The sequence below is a fragment of the Pseudomonas sp. AN3A02 genome (assembly GCF_011765255.1).
Classification (GTDB): Bacteria; Pseudomonadota; Gammaproteobacteria; order Pseudomonadales; family Pseudomonadaceae; genus Aquipseudomonas.
Genome location: NZ_JAARNI010000001.1, coordinates 816,121 through 833,004, shown reverse-complemented (window position 1 = coordinate 833,004; position 16,884 = coordinate 816,121). Strand labels below are relative to the sequence as shown.

Annotated in this window: 18 protein-coding genes; 7 read left to right on the top strand and 11 right to left on the bottom strand. The window is 61.3% G+C overall.

What is annotated here, in order from left to right; all coding sequences use genetic code 11:
* Positions 1-131: 131 nt before the first annotated feature.
* On the bottom strand, positions 132-776 hold the full coding sequence (locus tag HBJ59_RS03970; protein WP_167662818.1) for a glutathione binding-like protein: 645 nt from the start codon (positions 774-776) through the stop codon (positions 132-134).
* A 96-nt stretch (positions 777-872) separates the two neighbouring features.
* Here HBJ59_RS03970 and HBJ59_RS03965 point away from each other — a divergent pair, with 96 nt between their 5' ends.
* Positions 873-1,424 carry a cysteine hydrolase family protein gene (locus HBJ59_RS03965; protein WP_167662817.1) on the top strand — a complete coding sequence of 184 codons (552 nt, stop codon included), beginning with the start codon at positions 873-875 and terminating at the stop codon, positions 1,422-1,424.
* A 156-nt stretch (positions 1,425-1,580) separates the two neighbouring features.
* Here the strand turns inward: HBJ59_RS03965 and HBJ59_RS03960 are convergent, their stop codons facing one another.
* The 5 genes from HBJ59_RS03960 to HBJ59_RS03940 form a co-directional block, all read right to left on the bottom strand.
* The gene (locus HBJ59_RS03960) at positions 1,581-2,369 is read right to left on the bottom strand and encodes an ABC transporter ATP-binding protein (RefSeq protein WP_076016575.1); all 789 of its coding nucleotides are present in this window, start codon (positions 2,367-2,369) and stop codon (positions 1,581-1,583) included.
* A complete protein-coding gene (locus HBJ59_RS03955) occupies positions 2,366-3,424 on the bottom strand; it encodes an iron ABC transporter permease (RefSeq protein ID WP_167662816.1) in 1,059 nt (352 codons plus the stop codon). Before HBJ59_RS03955 ends, HBJ59_RS03960 begins: the two co-directional genes overlap by 4 nt.
* A gap of 164 nt (positions 3,425-3,588) precedes the next feature.
* A complete protein-coding gene (locus HBJ59_RS03950; protein ID WP_167662815.1) occupies positions 3,589-4,704 on the bottom strand; it encodes an ABC transporter substrate-binding protein in 1,116 nt (371 codons plus the stop codon).
* 28 nt (positions 4,705-4,732) lie between these two features.
* Positions 4,733-5,413, bottom strand: a complete 681-nt coding sequence (locus HBJ59_RS03945) for a Fe2+-dependent dioxygenase (RefSeq protein WP_076016578.1) — start codon at positions 5,411-5,413, stop codon at positions 4,733-4,735.
* A 3-nt stretch (positions 5,414-5,416) separates the two neighbouring features.
* On the bottom strand, positions 5,417-7,798 hold the full coding sequence (locus HBJ59_RS03940) for a TonB-dependent siderophore receptor (RefSeq protein WP_167662814.1): 2,382 nt from the start codon (positions 7,796-7,798) through the stop codon (positions 5,417-5,419).
* A 196-nt stretch (positions 7,799-7,994) separates the two neighbouring features.
* On the opposite strand from HBJ59_RS03940, the gene HBJ59_RS03935 reads away from it, so the two are divergent.
* Together HBJ59_RS03935 and HBJ59_RS03930 are read left to right on the top strand one after the other, a co-directional pair.
* Complete coding sequence (locus HBJ59_RS03935) at positions 7,995-8,705, top strand: response regulator (RefSeq protein ID WP_167662813.1); 711 nt, start codon at positions 7,995-7,997, stop codon at positions 8,703-8,705.
* Positions 8,702-10,093: an ATP-binding protein gene (locus HBJ59_RS03930; protein WP_167662812.1), complete on the top strand. Its 1,392-nt coding sequence runs from the start codon at positions 8,702-8,704 to the stop codon at positions 10,091-10,093. The genes HBJ59_RS03935 and HBJ59_RS03930 overlap by 4 nt, the downstream gene beginning before the upstream one ends.
* A gap of 140 nt (positions 10,094-10,233) precedes the next feature.
* Here HBJ59_RS03930 and HBJ59_RS03925 read toward each other — a convergent pair whose 3' ends face one another.
* The 4 genes from HBJ59_RS03925 to HBJ59_RS03910 all read right to left on the bottom strand — a co-directional run bounded on the left by HBJ59_RS03925 (position 10,234) and on the right by HBJ59_RS03910 (position 11,965).
* Complete coding sequence (locus HBJ59_RS03925; protein WP_003213695.1) at positions 10,234-10,434, bottom strand: SEC-C metal-binding domain-containing protein; 201 nt, start codon at positions 10,432-10,434, stop codon at positions 10,234-10,236.
* Positions 10,431-10,931 carry an LEA type 2 family protein gene (locus HBJ59_RS03920; protein WP_076016581.1) on the bottom strand — a complete coding sequence of 167 codons (501 nt, stop codon included), beginning with the start codon at positions 10,929-10,931 and terminating at the stop codon, positions 10,431-10,433. The genes HBJ59_RS03925 and HBJ59_RS03920 overlap by 4 nt, the downstream gene beginning before the upstream one ends.
* 61 nt (positions 10,932-10,992) lie before the next feature.
* Complete coding sequence (locus tag HBJ59_RS03915) at positions 10,993-11,463, bottom strand: YchJ family protein (RefSeq protein WP_076016582.1); 471 nt, start codon at positions 11,461-11,463, stop codon at positions 10,993-10,995.
* Between the two features lie 4 nt (positions 11,464-11,467).
* A complete protein-coding gene (locus HBJ59_RS03910) occupies positions 11,468-11,965 on the bottom strand; it encodes a DUF6231 family protein (protein WP_076016583.1) in 498 nt (165 codons plus the stop codon).
* A gap of 180 nt (positions 11,966-12,145) precedes the next feature.
* Between HBJ59_RS03910 and HBJ59_RS03905 the strand changes: the two genes are divergently transcribed.
* The 3 genes from HBJ59_RS03905 (at position 12,146) to HBJ59_RS03895 (ending at position 14,014) form a co-directional block, all read left to right on the top strand.
* Entirely contained in the window at positions 12,146-12,841 is a 696-nt protein-coding gene (locus HBJ59_RS03905; protein ID WP_076016584.1) for an OmpA family protein, read from the top strand.
* 128 nt (positions 12,842-12,969) lie between these two features.
* Positions 12,970-13,263, top strand: a complete 294-nt coding sequence (locus HBJ59_RS03900; protein WP_076016585.1) for a DUF1145 domain-containing protein — start codon at positions 12,970-12,972, stop codon at positions 13,261-13,263.
* Complete coding sequence (locus HBJ59_RS03895; protein ID WP_076016586.1) at positions 13,256-14,014, top strand: collagen-like triple helix repeat-containing protein; 759 nt, start codon at positions 13,256-13,258, stop codon at positions 14,012-14,014. The genes HBJ59_RS03900 and HBJ59_RS03895 overlap by 8 nt, the downstream gene beginning before the upstream one ends.
* Before the next feature lie 135 nt (positions 14,015-14,149).
* Here HBJ59_RS03895 and HBJ59_RS03890 read toward each other — a convergent pair whose 3' ends face one another.
* Complete coding sequence (locus HBJ59_RS03890; protein WP_076016587.1) at positions 14,150-14,614, bottom strand: CopD family protein; 465 nt, start codon at positions 14,612-14,614, stop codon at positions 14,150-14,152.
* A gap of 99 nt (positions 14,615-14,713) precedes the next feature.
* Here HBJ59_RS03890 and dinG point away from each other — a divergent pair, with 99 nt between their 5' ends.
* On the top strand, positions 14,714-16,858 hold the full coding sequence (dinG, locus tag HBJ59_RS03885; RefSeq protein WP_167662811.1) for an ATP-dependent DNA helicase DinG: 2,145 nt from the start codon (positions 14,714-14,716) through the stop codon (positions 16,856-16,858).
* Positions 16,859-16,884: the final 26 nt, after the last annotated feature.

Sequence of the window (16,884 nt, the reverse complement as noted above, 5' to 3'; positions counted from 1 at the left end):
GTTTTTAGTCGGGCACAAATCAGTGTGGGAGCGGGCTTGCTCGCGAATGCGTTGTATCAGCTAAAAGAGTTGTGGCTGATCCACCGCATTCGCGAGCAAGCCCGCTCCCACATTTTTGATCCCGTTGACCTTCAGGACTTCGGCGGATTGACCTTCTGCACCAGCTCATAAGCACGCACCGTCGCCGGGCGTTGCTTGATGTGGTTGAACCAGCGTTCTACATGTGGGAAGTCTTCCAGCTTCTGGCTCTGCCACTTGTGGGAAACGATCCACGGGTAGATCGCCATGTCGGCAATGCTGTACGCCTCGCCGGCCACGAACTTGCGGTCGGCCAGGCGCCGGTCCAGCACGCCATACAGGCGGGCGGTCTCATCCACATAGCGTTTGATCGCGTAGGGAATCTTCTCCGGGGCGAACTGGCTGAAGTGGTGATTTTGCCCGGCCATCGGTCCCAGTCCGCCCATTTGCCAGAACAGCCACTGCAATGCTTCCTGACGACCGCGCAGGTCCTGTGGAATGAACTTGCCGGTTTTTTCCGCGAGGTACAGCAGGATTGCGCCGGATTCGAACAGGGAAATCGGCGCGCCGCCGTCGGTCGGGTTCTGATCGACGATGGCCGGGATGCGGTTATTGGGGGCGATTTTCAGGAAGTCAGGCTTGAACTGCTCGCCCTGACCAATATTGATCGGGTGCACCTCGTAAGGCAGACCGGCTTCTTCCAGGAACAACGACACTTTGTGACCGTTGGGGGTGGTCCAGTAATACAGGTCGATCATGAAGCTCTCCAAGGGTGGTGATGCTTGAGCGAATGCCTGTAGGTATAGGTGATGTTAGGGTGACGAAAATTCAATGAAACATTTGGGTCTATCGATATGGAAATTCGTGCGGGCGCAGCGTTGGTTTTGATTGATCAGCAAAAAGGCATTCATCATCCCAAGTTGGGGCGGCGCAACAATCCGCACGCCGAGGAGCGTATGCAGGCGTTGCTGGGGTATTGGCGGCGCGAAGATTGGCCGGTGATTCATGTGCAGCATTTGTCCCATTCGCCGGAGTCGGTGTTCTGGCCGGAGCAGGCGGGGGTGGAATTTCAGGAGGCGTTTGTGCCCCAGGCGGACGAGCAACTGATCCAGAAGCGGGTGCCGGACGCGTTTTGTGGGACGGGGCTGGAAGCGAGTTTGCGTGAATCCGGGATTCGGCAAGTGGTGCTGGTGGGCGTGGCCACCCATAACTCGGTGGAGGCCACGGCCCGCAGTGCCGGCAACCTGGGGTTTGAGACGTGGGTTATCGAAGATGCCTGCTACACCTTCGACAAGGCGGACTTCTTTGGACAGATGCATTCGGCGGAGGCGGTGCATGCCATGTCGTTGGGCAACCTCCACGGCGAGTACGCCACCGTCATCTCTTCCAGACAACTGCTGGAGTGATCTTTGTGGCGAGGGAGCTTGCTCCCGCTGGACCGGGCTGGCGCTCCAGTGCGAAGCGCTCCCAAATGCCTCACCCAGGTCCGCCTGAAGACCGCGTGCTCAGGTTTTGGGGCTGCTGCGCAGCCCAACGGGAGCAAGCTCCCTCGCCACAGAAGGCTAAGCCACTGCTCCATCTACCAACACCTGCAACGTCTGCTGCGAACACCGCTCGATGCGGACCTGCACGCCATAGACTTCGGCAAACAGCGCCGCATCCAGCACTTCGTCCGCTGGGCCACAGGCATGTAACCGGCCTTGTCGCAGCACCGCGATATGGTCGGCATAACGCGCGGCGAGGTTGATGTCGTGCAGCACCACCACGGCGATCAGGTTGTGTTCACGGACCAGGCCGCGCACGCAGTCCATGACTTTTAACTGGTAGTTCAAATCCAGCGCACTGGTGGGCTCATCCAGCAGCATCACCTGTGGTCGGCGCGCTATCAGTTGCGCCAGGCTGACCAGTTGCCGCTGACCGCCGGATAACGTGCTCAATAGCTGATCCGCCAGATGAGCGATACCAATCCGCTGCAACGCATCAAAGGCCTCGCGCATGCATGTGTCGCTTGAAAGCGGGATGCCATCGACATTCGCCACTCGCAACGCCGCGATTACGCTTTCCATCACGCTCAGGCTCAACCCCGGTGGCAGGTTTTGCGGCATGTAGGTCACGCGTCGGGCACGCTCGCCGACGGACATTTTCGTCAGGTCCAGGTCACCCAATCTGACAACGCCCTGCATCTTTTCCAGCCCGGCCACCGCTCGCAGCAACGTTGACTTGCCCGCACCGTTCGGTCCGATCAACGCGGTCAAACTGCCGTAGGCCAGGGGCGGCAAACTCAGGTCATGCACAATCTGGCGCCGGCCATAACTGACGTGGGCGTTCTGAATCGACAATCCCGTACTCATAACTGCCTCCCGCGCTTGAACACCAGCAACACGAAAATCGGCACGCCAACCAGTGCGGTGACGATGCCCACCGGCACGATCACGCCGGGCATGATCAGCTTGCTGGCGATGGACGACAGTGACAGCAGCAAAGCACCGACAAGCGCGCTGGCCGGCAGCAGGAAGCGTTGGTCTTCACCCACCAGGATCCGCGCGATATGCGGACCTACCAGCCCGATAAATCCGATGGTTCCCACAAACGCCACGGCGGTGGCCGACAGCAGGCTGATGCGCAGCAACGAGAAAAACCGCAGGCGTTTCACGTCCACACCAAAGCTCTGCGCGCGGTCTTCCCCCATGCGCAGCAAGGTCAGGCGCGGGGCAGCAGCGAAGGAGAAGGGCATGACCACCGCGACCACCAACGCGAGGATGCCGAGCTTGTCCCAGTTGGCCCGGGTCACGCTGCCCAGGGTCCAGAACACCAGTTGTTGCAGCACGTCCTCGGTGGCGACCAGTTGCAACAGCGCGACCACCGCGTTGCAACTGAACACCAGGGCAATCCCGAACAGCACCAGGCTTTCCACTCCGGCACCGCGCAGGCGTGACATGGCTTGCAGCAAAAAGACCGAGGCGGCGGCAAACACAAACGCCGAGATGGAAATCGCCGTATTGGCCGACACCCACAGCGTTGTCACTGGAAACACAATCACCAGGGACGCGCCCAACGCCGCCGCCGAGGAAACCCCCAGGGTAAACGGACTGGCCAACGGGTTGTTGAGGATCGCCTGCATCTCGGCGCCCGCCAGCGAGAGTGCGCAACCGACCAATACCGCCATCAATGCGTAGGGCAGGCGCACGTTCCAGATAATCACCTGGTCGGTAGCGCTCAGGTGGGCCGGGTGCAACAAGCCATCGAGCAAGGCGCCAAGGCCCATGCCCGACGGGCCGCTGGCCAGGTCCACGAGGATCGCGCAAATCAGCGCGCCACCCAGCAGGGCCAGCAGCCAGAAGCGGCGGGCCAGCAGGCGGCGATAGCCTTGGCTGGCGGTGGCGAGGTCGAGGGTTTGAGTGGTCATTGGATTACACAATCTCGAAAACGATGGAGATCAAAATGTGGGAGCGGCGGTGCGACGATTCGACTTGCTCGCGAATGCGGTGTATCAGTCGACATATTCGCTGACGGGTACACCGCATTCGCGAGCAAGCCCGCTCCCACACTTACCGTGTTCCTACAGGAGGATTACTTGGGCTTGCCATCAATCCAGTAGGCACCCTGCAACGGCATGCCGAGGAACTGCTGGTTCATCGCTTCCATGGTCGCCTTCGGGTCCAGCTTCGCGAACAACTCCGGATGCACCCACTTGGCCAGCGCTTCAATCGCCAGCAGGTTGTACGGCGAGTTGTAGAAGTCATGCCACAAGCCGTGGGAATTGCCCTCACGAATCGCCCGAAGGTTCACAAACTCCGGGCGGGCCAGCACGGCGTCAAACGCGCCGCGCGCGTCTTCGTCGCTCACGCCAGCACCCAGAATCAACCCCGGCTTGTGATTGCCGGTGGCCACATACACATCCGGGTCAGCCTTCAGCGCGTACTCGACACTGATGTCCCCCAGCGCACCCGGCACTACGTCGGCGGCGATGTTGCGGCCGCCCACCAGCTTGATCACTTCCCCCATGCCGCTCTTGCCGGTGGTGTGGCCGGGTGCCTGCCAGGCGCCGGCCAGCAATTCCAGGAACACGCTCGGACGCGGGCCGGCCGGCAAGGTGGCGACGGCGTCGGTGATCACCTTGATGTGCTGGTCATAAAAGTCGAGGAACGCCTTGGCCTGGGTTTCCCGGCCGAGAGCCTGGCCCAAGGCGGTCATGCTGGCGTGGGTGCCTTGCACCGGGTTGATGCGGAAGTCGACGAACAACACCGCGATCCCTGCCTTGGCCAACACGTCTGCCACCGGGCTGTGTTCGGTCGGGCCGTGGCCGGAAATGCTGAACACGGCGAGGTCCGGTTTCAGCGAGAGGATTTCCTCGGCGCTGACGCTTTGTTCCGACGCCTGACCAATCAGCGGGATGTCCTTCACCGTCGGAAATTTCGCCACATAGGCGTTGTAGGTGTGGGCGTCCAGCAGCTTCAAATCATTCTGCCAGCCGACAATCCGTTGGAATGGCGTGTCTTTGTCCAGCAAGGCGAAGGCCGAAATCAGCCGGCCTTCGCCGAGCACCACGCGTTGCACGTGGTCCGGCACGTCGACCTTGCGGCCCAGCACGTCGGTGACTTCATGGGCTGCGGCGGTTTCGGCGTGGCCAAGGATCAGCACGGCAAACAGCGCGCCCAGCTTGAGGAGGTTGCGGGGTTTCAGCATGGCGAGAACTCCAGGTGAAGGCGGCGCATCAGACATCGCTCCAGCGCCGCAAAAGGTTGTGATAGGCGCCGCTCAGTTGCAGCAGCGCGTGGTCGTCGGCGTGTTGCGCGGTGAGACGTTGAATCGCCACGTCCATGTCCAGCAGCAGCTGGCGCTGGCTGTCTTCGCGCACCAGGCTTTCGATCCAGAAGAAACTGGCGATGCGTTCGCCTCGAGTGACCGGGTTGATCTTGTGCAGGCTGCTGCCGGGATAAATCAGCAAGTGCCCGGCGGGCAGCTTCACCGCGTGTTCACCGAAGGTGTCGCGGATCACCAGTTCGCCGCCGTCGTAGCTGGCCGGGTCGGCCAGGAACAAGGTGGCGGAGATGTCGGTGCGCACCCGTTCGCGCACACCCTTGAGGCCGCGAATCGCATTGTCGATATGCCAGTCGAAGGCTTCGCCGCCGCTGTAGCGGTTGAACAGGGGCGGGTAGATTTTCTTCGGCAGGGCGGCGGACATGAACAGCGCGTTGTCCGACAGCCGCGACAGAATCTGCTCACCCAGGCGAATCGCGACCGGGGCGTCTTCCGCCAGTTGCCGGTTGTTTTTCGCCCTGGCCGACCGCTTCCCGGCGGTAACCTTGCCATCGACCCATGGTTGATCGAGCAAGGTGGCAACGGCCACCTCGACTTCTTCGGCACTCAACAGGGCCGGGATTTCAATCATCACGGCTTAAAACTCATAGTCGACGCTGGCGGTGAGCGTGCGCCCGGCGCCCGGGATGCCGTAGAGCTGGAAGCCATCCAGGGACGCGCCAATCTGGCTGTAATAGAACTTGTTGAACACGTTGTTGAGGTTGAGGTTGACCGTGGTCTGCTTGCTCACCTTGTATTGCGCGGCCACGTTGTTGAGCCAGTAGCCGGGGGCCTTTTCGTGGTCGCGGGTGTAGATCGCGTACACGCCGGACGGGCCGTTGGCGTAGCTGCTGTTATTGTTCAAACCGCCGACGTATTTGTTGTCGCTGTAGCGGCGGCGTCCTACGTATTGCGCGCCGTAGCTCAGGCTCAGGTCGTCGGTAACGGCGTAGGTGGTCCACAGGTTGGCGGTCAGGTCGGGAACGTTCTTGGCTTCCTCACCTTTGTTGGCGCCTTTGGTCTGGGTGCTTTTGAGCGCCGAGAACCCGCTGTACACCGTCCAGCGCGGGTTGATATTGCCTTGCAGGCCCAGCTCCACACCGTCTACGCGCTTGGCGGGGAGGGCGCGTACCGGGGCGGTTTCGCCGTCCTGGTACTCCCAGGAGTTGTCCAGTTCGGTGCGGAAGATCGCGGCGGTGACGTTCAGCAGGTCGTGGGCAATGTCCCACTTGGTGCCGATTTCGTAGGTTTTCGACTTGGCCGGGGTGTAGTTGCTGGTGTTGGCTGCGCCGTAGATCTGGTTGTTGGTCGAGGCGCCCAAGGCCGACGGTTGTGCCGCTTCACTGTAGGAAGCGTAGATGCTGCCGTTGGGCAACGGCTTGTACACCGCGCCGACGCGTCCGCTCACTGCGCCGTCGGTGCTGCTGATGGTGGCTTGGCCGCGCTGGCTGGTTTCGGCTTGCCAATGGTCATAGCGTAGCGAACCGAGGACTTGCCACTGTTCGTTCAGGGTGAGGGTGTCACCGAGGTAAATACCGGCGTTGTCGATGACCGAGCGCGGGTCGCCCACGCCCTTGACGGTGGTGGTGCTGGCGAAGCTGTGGTTGGGGTCATTCATGTCGAAGAACAGATCGCCCGCAGGCACTTCGGCGTTGCGTTTCAGGCCGCCGTAGGTCTCGTGATAGAACTCAAGCCCACTGACAACAGCGTGCTCCAGGCCGCCGGTATTGAGCTTGAAGCTGAAGTCGGTCTGGTTGTCGAGGATGGTGTAGCGCTTGGACAAACCGAAGTCGCTGCCCCGCAGAATGCCGAAGGCGGTGTTGCCGCTGTTGGCGTATCCCGGGTAGGCATTTACTGTGCTGCCGGGCACCTGGCTGATCGGTCCTGCGCCGGTGTAGCCCAAGGTCGCACAGCGCGTGCCGGTGCAGGTTTTCTGGCCATTGGCGTTGGCAGCAAAGAAACGTGCGGGCGAGAGCACGGCGAAGTTGTCGGTGCGCTCCCACTTGGTCTGGTTTTTCAGGGTCGCTTCGTTCCAGTCGAAGTCATGTTCGAAGCGCGCGGTCAGCGAGGTGGTTTTGGTCTGCTGGGTGTACAGGTGTGAGTCGCCGTACCAGTTGGAGCGTTTAACGCCAGGCATGCGGTCGCCATCGGTGCCGCGCTGGATCGGCACGCCGCCGTCCGGGGTGTTGTCGTCCTTTTGATAGAAGGTGTCGATGAACAGGCGCGTGTCGGTGCCCAGGCCGAAGCCGAGGGAGGTCGCGATGCCCCAGCGGTCGTAGTCCACGTCGTCGCGCTCGGCCACCTGGTTGTAGTGTTTCATCAGGTTGATGCGCAGGGCGGTGGTGTCGTTGAGTTGTTTGTTGAAGTCGCCGGTGAGGCGGCGGTAGCTGTCGGTGCCGATGCCGGCCGAGAGCTTGTTGGCGTCCCCAAGGTGCGCTTCTTTGCTCACCAGGTTGACGCTGCCGCCTACAGCGGAAACGCCGGATTCGATCGAACCGGTGCCCTTGAATACTTCCGCCTGTTGTAGGTTGAAGGTGTCGGTACGGGTGGATTGGCCGGCATCGCGCACGCCGTCGACGGTCAGGCTTTGCTCAGAGGAAAACCCGCGAATCGAAAACAGGTCGCCCCAGCCCAGGTTGCCTTCGCCGGACATGAACGTGATGCCCGGCACGTTGCGCAACACTTCCTGCAAGGTTTGTGCGTTCTGCTCCTTGAGCACTTGCTGGGGGACGATGGTCACGCTTTGCGGCGCGTCCAGCAGCGGCTGGCTGATTTTTGCCGAGGTCACCCGGTCGACCTTGAAGGCTGAGGTGGCTTCGCCATCGATCTTGATTTCCGGCAGGCTCAGCACCGAATCATTGGACGCAGTCACCGGCGTATCGGCCCAGGCAGTAGGCGTCATGCTGCCGGCGGCAAGCAGGCCGAACATCGGCGCAAGGGTAGAGGGCAGCGACAAGGCGCGAGAAGTAGACAATGGCATTCGGAGTGACCTGGGCTAAATTACAATTAATCTCATTTAGATTCGGTAGTCTAAAGACCGATACCGGCCGCCACGCCGTGGCTTTGTAATGGGTATGCGCGATTACCGCTTCCCACAACATTCCATTACATTTGCGTGTACTCCTGGCTGACGTTTCGGCTATCTCCTGCCTTTTGAGTTTCGGACGAGTTGCCCCATGGCCAAGCAAGACCATCTGCTGATCGTTGATGACGACCCGCAAATCCGCCAGTTGTTGTGCGATTACCTGAGTGATGCCGGCTTCCAGGTGTCCACTGCCGGCGACGGCAAGGAAATGCGCCGCCGCCTCGCGCTGAATGTCATCGACCTGATCGTCCTCGACGTGATGCTGCCCGGCGAAGACGGCCTGAGCCTGTGCCGCGAACTGCGAGTCAGCTCCAACACGCCGGTGATCATGCTCACCGCCAAGGGCACGCTGATTGACCGGATCGTCGGCCTGGAAATCGGCGCCGATGATTACCTGCCCAAGCCGTTCGATCCACGGGAGCTGCTGGTGCGGATCAAGGTGGTGCTGCGCCGGGTGCAGAGTTTTCCAGACCGGGCGCGGCTCGATGAAGCACCGAGCATCAGCTTTGCCGGCTGGCAACTGGACACCCGGGCGCGGCAATTGCTCTCGCCGGAAGGCGTGGTGGTGAGCCTTGGCAACTCCGATTACCGCGTGCTGCGCCTGTTGTTGCAGCATCCCAACCGGCCGCTGAGCCGCGACTTTTTGCTCAACCATGTGTTCGACAGAGACAGCACGCCGTTCGACCGCTCGATTGATGTGTGCGTCAGTCGCCTGCGTTCGCAATTGCCGGCCGGGTTGATCAAGACCGTGCGCAACGAGGGCTACATGCTCACCGCCGACGACGTGGCACTGCAATCGTGAAACTGCTGCCGCGTTCGCTGTTTGGCCGGCTGGTGCTGATTCTGGTCAGTGGCATGCTCGCGGCCCAGGCCCTGACCAGCAGCATCTGGTACGACATGCGCCACGGCCAGGTCCTGGAAATCCCCAGTCGGCTGATCGCCACGCGGCTGGCGGACGTGGTACGGCTGGTGCACAGCGATCCGGCGCAGGCTGATGGGCTGATCAAGCTGCTCGATACGCCGCGCTTTCACCTGACCCTGAGTGATCACGCCAGTGAGGTGACAAGCAGCATCAGCGACAGCGACCAGGCCACCGAGCGCTTGCTGAATACAGTGCTGTCGGAGAAAACCGGCTACACGCAGACCCTGCATCTGTTGAGTCTCAAGTTGCTGGATGCCGAGGGCCAACACGCCGGGCTGTCGACCTTGCTCGGTTCCAAGCCAGTGGTGGGGCAGTTCCTGATTGACCTGCGTTTGCCGGACGGGCGCTGGCTGCAGGTGCAGGCCACCGAGGAGCAGGGCTGGACCAGTACCTCGCCGATGGACCTGTTGTTCGACTACGTGATGCGCATTTATCTGCTGCGGGTGCTGGTGCTGGTGATCATTGCCTTGGTGGCGGTTCGTTTAGCCATTCGCCCACTCAATGCCCTGGCCAAGGCTGCCGAAGCGTTGGGCCGGGACATTCAACGGCCGCCGCTGGCCGTCGATGGGCCCACCGAAGTACGCCGCGCCGCCCAGGCGTTCAACGCCATGCAACAGCGGCTGATCGCCAATATCGCCGAACGTACGCGCTTCCTTGCGGCGATTTCCCACGACCTGCGGTCACCCATCACACGCCTGCGGTTACGTACGGAAATGCTCGACGACAACCGCACCAAGGAGCGTTTTCGCAGCGACCTGGAAGAAATGGAGCACATGGTTTCCAGCACACTGGATTTTGTCAGCAGCGGCGAAATCAACGAGAAGCGCCAGAACATCGACATCAACGCCTTGCTGCAGAGCTTGCAGGCGGATCTGCAGGATGTGGGTGAGACGGTCACGATAGAAGGGCGGGCCAAGCAGCCACTGCCGGGGTATGCCCGCAGTCTCAAGCGGTGCGTGCAGAACCTGCTGGAGAACGCGGTGCGGTATGGCAGCGAAGTGGTGGTGCGGGTTGAGGACAGGGCGGACAGCTTGAAGATCGTCATCAGCGACCGTGGGCCGGGGATTCCCCAAGAACAGCTGGAACAGGTGATGGAGCCGTTTTACCGGGTGGAAGGCTCACGTAATGTGGAAACCGGCGGGTACGGGCTTGGGTTAAGCATCGCGCATACGATTGCCAGTGCCCATGACGGGCGGTTGAGCTTGAGCAATCGGGAACGCGGGGGATTGGAGGTGGTGTTGCAGTTTCAGCGCAAATCCCAGCCTTGAAGTGCAGGCTAAATGTGGGAGCGGGCTTGCTCGCGAAAGCGGTGTATCAGTAACAGATAGGTTGACTGACACTGCGCTTTCGCGAGCAAGCCCGCTCCCACATTTGGATGTGCAGTGTTTCGAGAATCTGGTTTCTTAACTCAAGCCCCGTGGCACTTCTTGAACTTCTTCTCGCTGCCGCACGGGCAAGGATCGTTACGACCCACGTCCTTCAAAGTATTGCGCACCGGCTCCTGGTGAGCGTGGCCGCAGTTCGGGCCGTGGACATGGCCGTGGTCGTGATCATGGTGATCGTGATCGTGGTTGCAGTCAGGGCCATGGACATGGGGTTGCTGAGTCATCGATGTCGCTCCGGAATAAAATCGCCGGGGATTATCTCGCCATTGCGCATCACCTGCACGTCGTTCCCGATAAATAAACCGGTTTTCAACTCGCCTTCAAGGCGATAGGGCACGGGGTCGCGCGGGTTTTTCAGCATATCGACCACATCGCGGATTTGTGGCCACAGATTAGTGCGCACCGATACCCGGAAAAAAGCGTGGCTGTGGGGCGGTACGGTCAGCCACTCGTTGGACTCGCCTTCGGTCAGCACCATCGTGCCGAGGCTGACCTTGTAAACCAGGCCGCGCACGGTCAGGTCGTTGTCATCGCGGTTATCCACACGGAAATACAGCTTGAACTTCTGCTCCAGCAACTTGACTCGCACGGGGTCGACCTTGACCAGCCGCACCTCGGGGGCGGGCGCGTCGTCGGCGAACCACGACGCGCAGCCGGAGAGCCCTAGCATCAATGCCAGCAGAAGGCTGTAAGTCCTGAATACCCGTGCCTGAGAAACCATGCCGTTACTCCATGTGAAGAGTCAGCATAGCAAGCGAGAGCCTGCCGGGTATCAATGAATGTCAGAGGTAGCTGGCACAGCACTTCTTGAATTTTTGCCCGCTGCCGCATAAGCAGGCGTCATTGCGCCCAGCCTTAACGTCCACTGTCGGGTCGATAAAGTACCAGTGCTCATTGTTCTGTACGAAAGAGGAACGCTCCCGGTGGCTGTGTTCGCCAGTGCTGTCATGCCAGCGGGCGGTAAAGGTCACGAAGGCATGTTCCGGCTGGCCGCCAAACACCTCGGAGCTTTCCACCGCAAGGCCCAGCCAGGTGCTTTGGGCGCTCCAGGCGCCGATGGCGGCCGTGTCCAGCCCGGCTTGTTGCGCAGGCACGGTGGTTGCCACCAGGTAGTCCACCAGGCCCAGCACGTAGGCGCTGTAGCGCGAACGCATCAACGCTTCGGCGCAGGGGGCCGGGTGGCCGGCGTGATAATGACCGCAGCAGGCATCCAGCAGGTTGCCACTGCCGCAGGGGCAAATGGATGTACTCATCGGGTTACCACCAATACTTTCCAAAGTTTTGCGGGTTGGCCCAGAAGCGGGCGTTCAGCCAATCCGGCACCTGTTTATAGTCAAGCAGATCATAGGTAAACAGCGTCAAAACCTGATCGTCGCGCTGGAAGCGTTCGCTGGCTTGCAGGGCCAGGGAGAAAAAGTCGGTGTCTTTCCAGTGGCAGGCGGCCAGGTCCACCAGCACCGCAATGCGGCTGGCATTGAGGTTGCGAATGCCCCCCAGCAGGGTCAGGCCCGCAGGTTTTGACAGGTGCTCCAGGCAATCGACCACCAGCGCCAGGTCAAAACGCTGGGCCGCAAGCTCGGCGGGCAAGGGGCCGGGCTCGGCGAAGGACACCACGGTATCCGGGTGTGCTTGTTTAAAAGCGTCCAGCGCCGGGAACTGGCTGGCGCCCAATAACAGCAGGCGTTTGGGCGCGTGAAGATCAAGCAGCGCGGCGAGCGCTTGCTGGGGTGTACGGGAAGAAATACCGGCAGTCATCGAAGATCCTCACATCAGGACCGTAGAGACTAGCCTGCCTGAGCGTGCGGGCCTAGAGCGGGCGGCGAGAATAAACCGCCCGGCCCAATGAATACTGGGGTGTGGCACGCTGGCGCAGATGAAAAGAGCCGTCTTTACTCCACTCGTCGGCCCCCGCCGATCCCCTCAGGAGAAAGTCAGATGAGCATCATGCGGACAGCTCTACCCTTGGTTCTGCTAACCGGAGTATTGACAGGTTGCGCAGGCTTGCAAAAAACCGACTGGCCCACCTGCGCCGCGGTCGGCGGCGTGACCGGCGCTGCTATTGGTGCAACCCAAAGCTCTTCCTATGCAGGCTACGGCGCGTTGTTGATCGGCGGCATGGCCGGCGCCTATTGCTGGGTGCATGGCGATGGTGATGAAGACGGCGACGGCGTGCCGGACAGCCGCGACAAGTGCCCTGGCACGCCAAAAGGCGTGCAGGTCGACGCCAATGGCTGCCCTCCGGTGCCGGTAGCGGTGGTTCAAGAAGAGGTGGTGGTGGTCAAGGAAGAAACCATCGTGATTCGTGACGTGCACTTCGAGTTCGACTCCGCCAGGCTGACGGCCGCGGACAAAACCAAACTCGACACCATTGTTACCCGCCTGAAACAAGAAGCCCCAAGTGCGCAACTGCGCGTCAGCGGGCATACCGACAGCGTCGGTAAAGATGCCTACAACCAGAAACTCTCTGAACGACGCGCTCATTCGGTAACCGACTACCTGGTCAGTTCCGGAATACCGCGCAGCAGCTTTGTCTCGGTGACCGGCGCCGGCGAAAGCCATCCGGTGGCCGATAACAAAACCGCTGACGGCCGCGCGCTAAACCGCCGCGTGGAAATTCAGATCAACCGCTGACCAACCCTCACGGCCCCTGTGGGATCCACAGGGGCCCCTTCATCAATTTTTTAATCCTTCACTGGCACAACGCCTGTAGAAGTCGTTACTGTGCGCCCAAAGAATAATGTGCAAGGGGAGCGTGCGGGATGAAGGTGTTTTGGGGGCTGGGGAAGTTTTTGACGTTGCTGTTCTGGGTCGTGGTGGTGGTCAATCTGTTCACGCCGCTGATCAATCCGTTCCACGTGTTGGTCAATCTGGCCGGCAGCTTATTGTTGTTGACCCATATTCTGGAACTGCTGTTATTCAACGGCAGTGTGAAAACCCGTGCCCATCCCTGGCGTGACCGCTTGCAGATCCTGCTGGTGGGTATGTTCCATGTGCAGAGCTTTTCGACGCCGACACCGACTAATGATGTAAACAAGGAGGCCAATCATGCGTAAGGTTTTTCTGTTGGCCCTGCTGGTCAGCCCCATTGCCCTGGCCCAGAGCGTCAGCGTGGAGACCAACTCGTTGATGCGCCTGCCCAACAGCAGCGGCGTTTTGCAGTTGGAGCGACTGGATGTAGCGGATTACGGCACCTTGCTGATTCCCGCCAATATCACCCAGGTGACGGTGGACGAATTGCACCTGGGTCGCGACGCGCGCATCGCCATCGTGCCCGGCAGCACCGCCCTGCAATTGCAGGTGCGCCAGGCGCAGCTGGAGCATGGCAGCCAGATCACCTCGCGCGGTGCTCCCGGTACCCATGAACGTCCGGCCAAGGCGGGGCGTGATTTGGTCTTGCGGATTAACTCGCTGACGGCTGATGAACTGTCGGTGGATGCCCGCGGTGGTGCAGGTGCCCAGGGTTATGCCGGGCTGGACGGTGCCAACGGCGAAGACCCGGGCTGCACCTGGGGCTCGGCCGGTCGCGGTTCCAATGGCGATAACGGCGGCGACGGTCTGCCGGGCGCGTCGGGGGCGCAGGTTCGTGTGGAGTTGCCGCAGGACTTCCCCGCCGAGAAGATCAAAGTCTGGGTGGACGGCGGTGCCGGCGGTTTGGCAGGCACGGCGGGCAAACCGGGTAAAGGCGGGCAGTCCAAGGGTTGCCTGGTGTACCGCGCGGACGGTGGCGAGAAAGGTCGGGCCGGGTTGGAAGGGCAGCCGGGTCCAGCGGGGCCTGCGGGTGCTGTGACCGTCCAAAGGCTTTAACGCTTTACCTGTGGCGAGGGAGCTTGCTCCCGCTGGGCTGCGTAGCGGCCCCAAAAAAACGGGAGCGCTGCGCACTCCAGCGGGAGCAAGCTCCCTCGCCACAGCAAGCTCCCTAGCCACAGGAAATACGGCGCCTCAGAACATCGGCCGTGCCGAAGCAATCGCCACCAGCACCAACCCCACAATCAAGTTAATCCCCACCAATTTACGAATCTGCCCCAACGCCGCAGCCCCGGCCGGCCAATCCTCAGCCGCCACCGCCGTGCGCAGCTCCGGCAACTTCAGTGCCTGGATCCGGATAAACAGCGCGGTCATCACCACATACAACCCCATCATGACCTGCACATAACGCGGCGCGGTCTCAAACCCGCTGAAGCGCAGTTGCAGCAGGCCGACACCGCTGATCGGCAAGACCAGCACCGCGACCCACACCCACACAAAAAAACGTTGAAACACATTTACCCAGAGTTTCAGCCGGGCAGGCCCGTCCAGCGCAGCCATGGCGGCGGGGCGCAGGATCATCCAGGCGAAAAACATACCGCCGACCCATATCAGGGCGGCCAGTACATGCAGGGTATAAGCAAGGCTAAACACGGTCATTGGGGTACTCCGTTCTGCGCGGGATTAATTAGCGGGGTATGATAGCGGCCGATCCGAACCACTGAAAATTTATCCAGCGTTTTTTGCGCCCGACTATCCATGATCAGCACTGAACTCAAAACCACGATCCAGGGCGCCTACTCGCGTTTTCTCGAAGCCAAGAGCTTGAAACCGCGGTACGGCCAGCGCCTGATGATCGCCGAAGTTGCCAAGGTCCTCGGGGATATCGACACCGACGACGAAGGCCGGCGCAGTGGCGACCCGGCAGTGGTCGCCGTCGAAGCCGGTACGGGTACCGGCAAAACCGTGGCCTATTGCATTGCGGCGATTCCCACCGCCAAGGCCGCCGGCAAGCGCTTGGTGATTGCCACCGCCACCGTCGCCCTGCAAGAGCAGATTGTCTACAAAGACCTGCCCGACCTGATGCGCAACAGCGGCCTGAATTTCACCTTCGCCCTGGCCAAAGGCCGTGGGCGCTACATGTGCCTGTCCAAGCTCGACGTATTGTTGCAGGAAGGCCACGCGCAAACCGCTACGGCCTCGCTGTTCGAAGAAGAAGGCTTCAAGATCGAAGTCGATGAAGTCAGTCAGAAGCTGTTTACCAGCATGATCGAGAAACTCGCCGGCAATAAATGGGATGGCGATCGCGACAGCTGGCCGAATGCCCTGGAGGACGCCGACTGGGCGCGCCTGACCACCGACCACAGCCAGTGCACCAACCGTCATTGCCCCAACTTCGGCCAGTGCGCCTTCTACAAGGCCCGCGAAGGCATGGGCAAGGTCGACGTTATTGTCACCAACCATGACATGGTCCTCGCCGACCTGGCCCTGGGCGGCGGCGCCGTATTGCCCGACCCGCGTGACACGCTCTACGTGTTCGACGAAGGCCATCACCTGCCCGACAAGGCCATCGGCCACTTTGCCCACTACACGCGCCTGCGTTCCACCGCCGACTGGCTGGAAACCACCGCCAAGAACCTCACCAAGTTGCTCGCCCAGCATCCGCTGCCCGGCGACCTGGGCAAACTGATCGAGCAAGTCCCGGAGCTGGCGCGGGAGATCAAGACCCAGCAGCAATTCATGTTCAGCGCCTGCGAGCAGGTGGCAGACTTCAAGCCCGGCGAAGACGTGGAAGGCCGTGAACGGCCGCGCCATCGCTTCGTCGGCGGGCTGATCCCCGAGCACATGCGGGAAATGGGCATCGAGCTGAAGAAGGGCTTTTCACGCCTGACCGACTTGTTCACCCGCCTCACCGATTTGCTCAAGGAAGGCATGGATGGCGAGGTCAACATCGGCATCGCCAGCAACCAGGCCGAAGAATGGTACCCGCTGTTTGGTAGCCTGCTGTCCCGCGCCCAGGGCAACTGGGAGTTGTGGACCGCGTTTACCGTCGAAGACCCGGAAGACAACCCGCCTATGGCCCGTTGGCTGACCTTGTCGGAAAGCGGTGCGTTGTTTGATATCGAGGTCAATGCCAGCCCGATCCTGGCCGCAGAAATGCTCCGACGTAACCTGTGGAATGTGGCCTACGGCACCTTGGTCACCTCGGCTACGCTGACGGCCCTGGGCACCTTCGACCGCTTCCGCATGCGCGCCGGCTTGCCGAAAAAGGCCGTCACCGCCGTGGTGCCGAGCCCGTTCCATCACGCCGACGCCGGTGTGTTGCGGGTGCCGGACCTCAAGGCCGACCCACGGGATGTGCCGGCCCATACGGCGGCGATCATTCGTGACCTGCCGTCGTTGGTGGAAGGTTCACGGGGCACGCTGGTGCTGTTCTCGTCCCGCAAACAGATGCAGGACGTGTTCGACGGCCTCGACCGTGAATGGCGCAAGCAGGTGTTTATCCAGGGCAACCTGTCAAAGCAGGAAACCCTGAACAAGCACAAGGCGCGGGTGGATGGCGGCGATTCCAGCGTGCTGTTCGGCCTGGCGAGTTTCGCCGAGGGTGTGGATTTGCCCGGCGCCTACTGCGAGCACGTGGTGATCGCCAAGATCCCGTTCTCGGTGCCGGATGATCCGGTGGAGGCTGCGCTGGCCGAATGGATCGAGGCCCGGGGCGGAAATCCGTTCATGGAAATCTCGGTGCCGGACGCCTCCTTGAAGCTGGTCCAGGCCTGCGGGCGCCTGCTGCGTACCGAAGAAGATCGCGGCACCATCACTTTGCTTGACCGGCGTCTGGTTACCCAGCGCTACGGGAAAGCTATCCTGAATGCTTTGCCGCCGTTTCGGCGGGAAATTTCTTAAGACCCTGTGGGCGAATTCGCCCACTT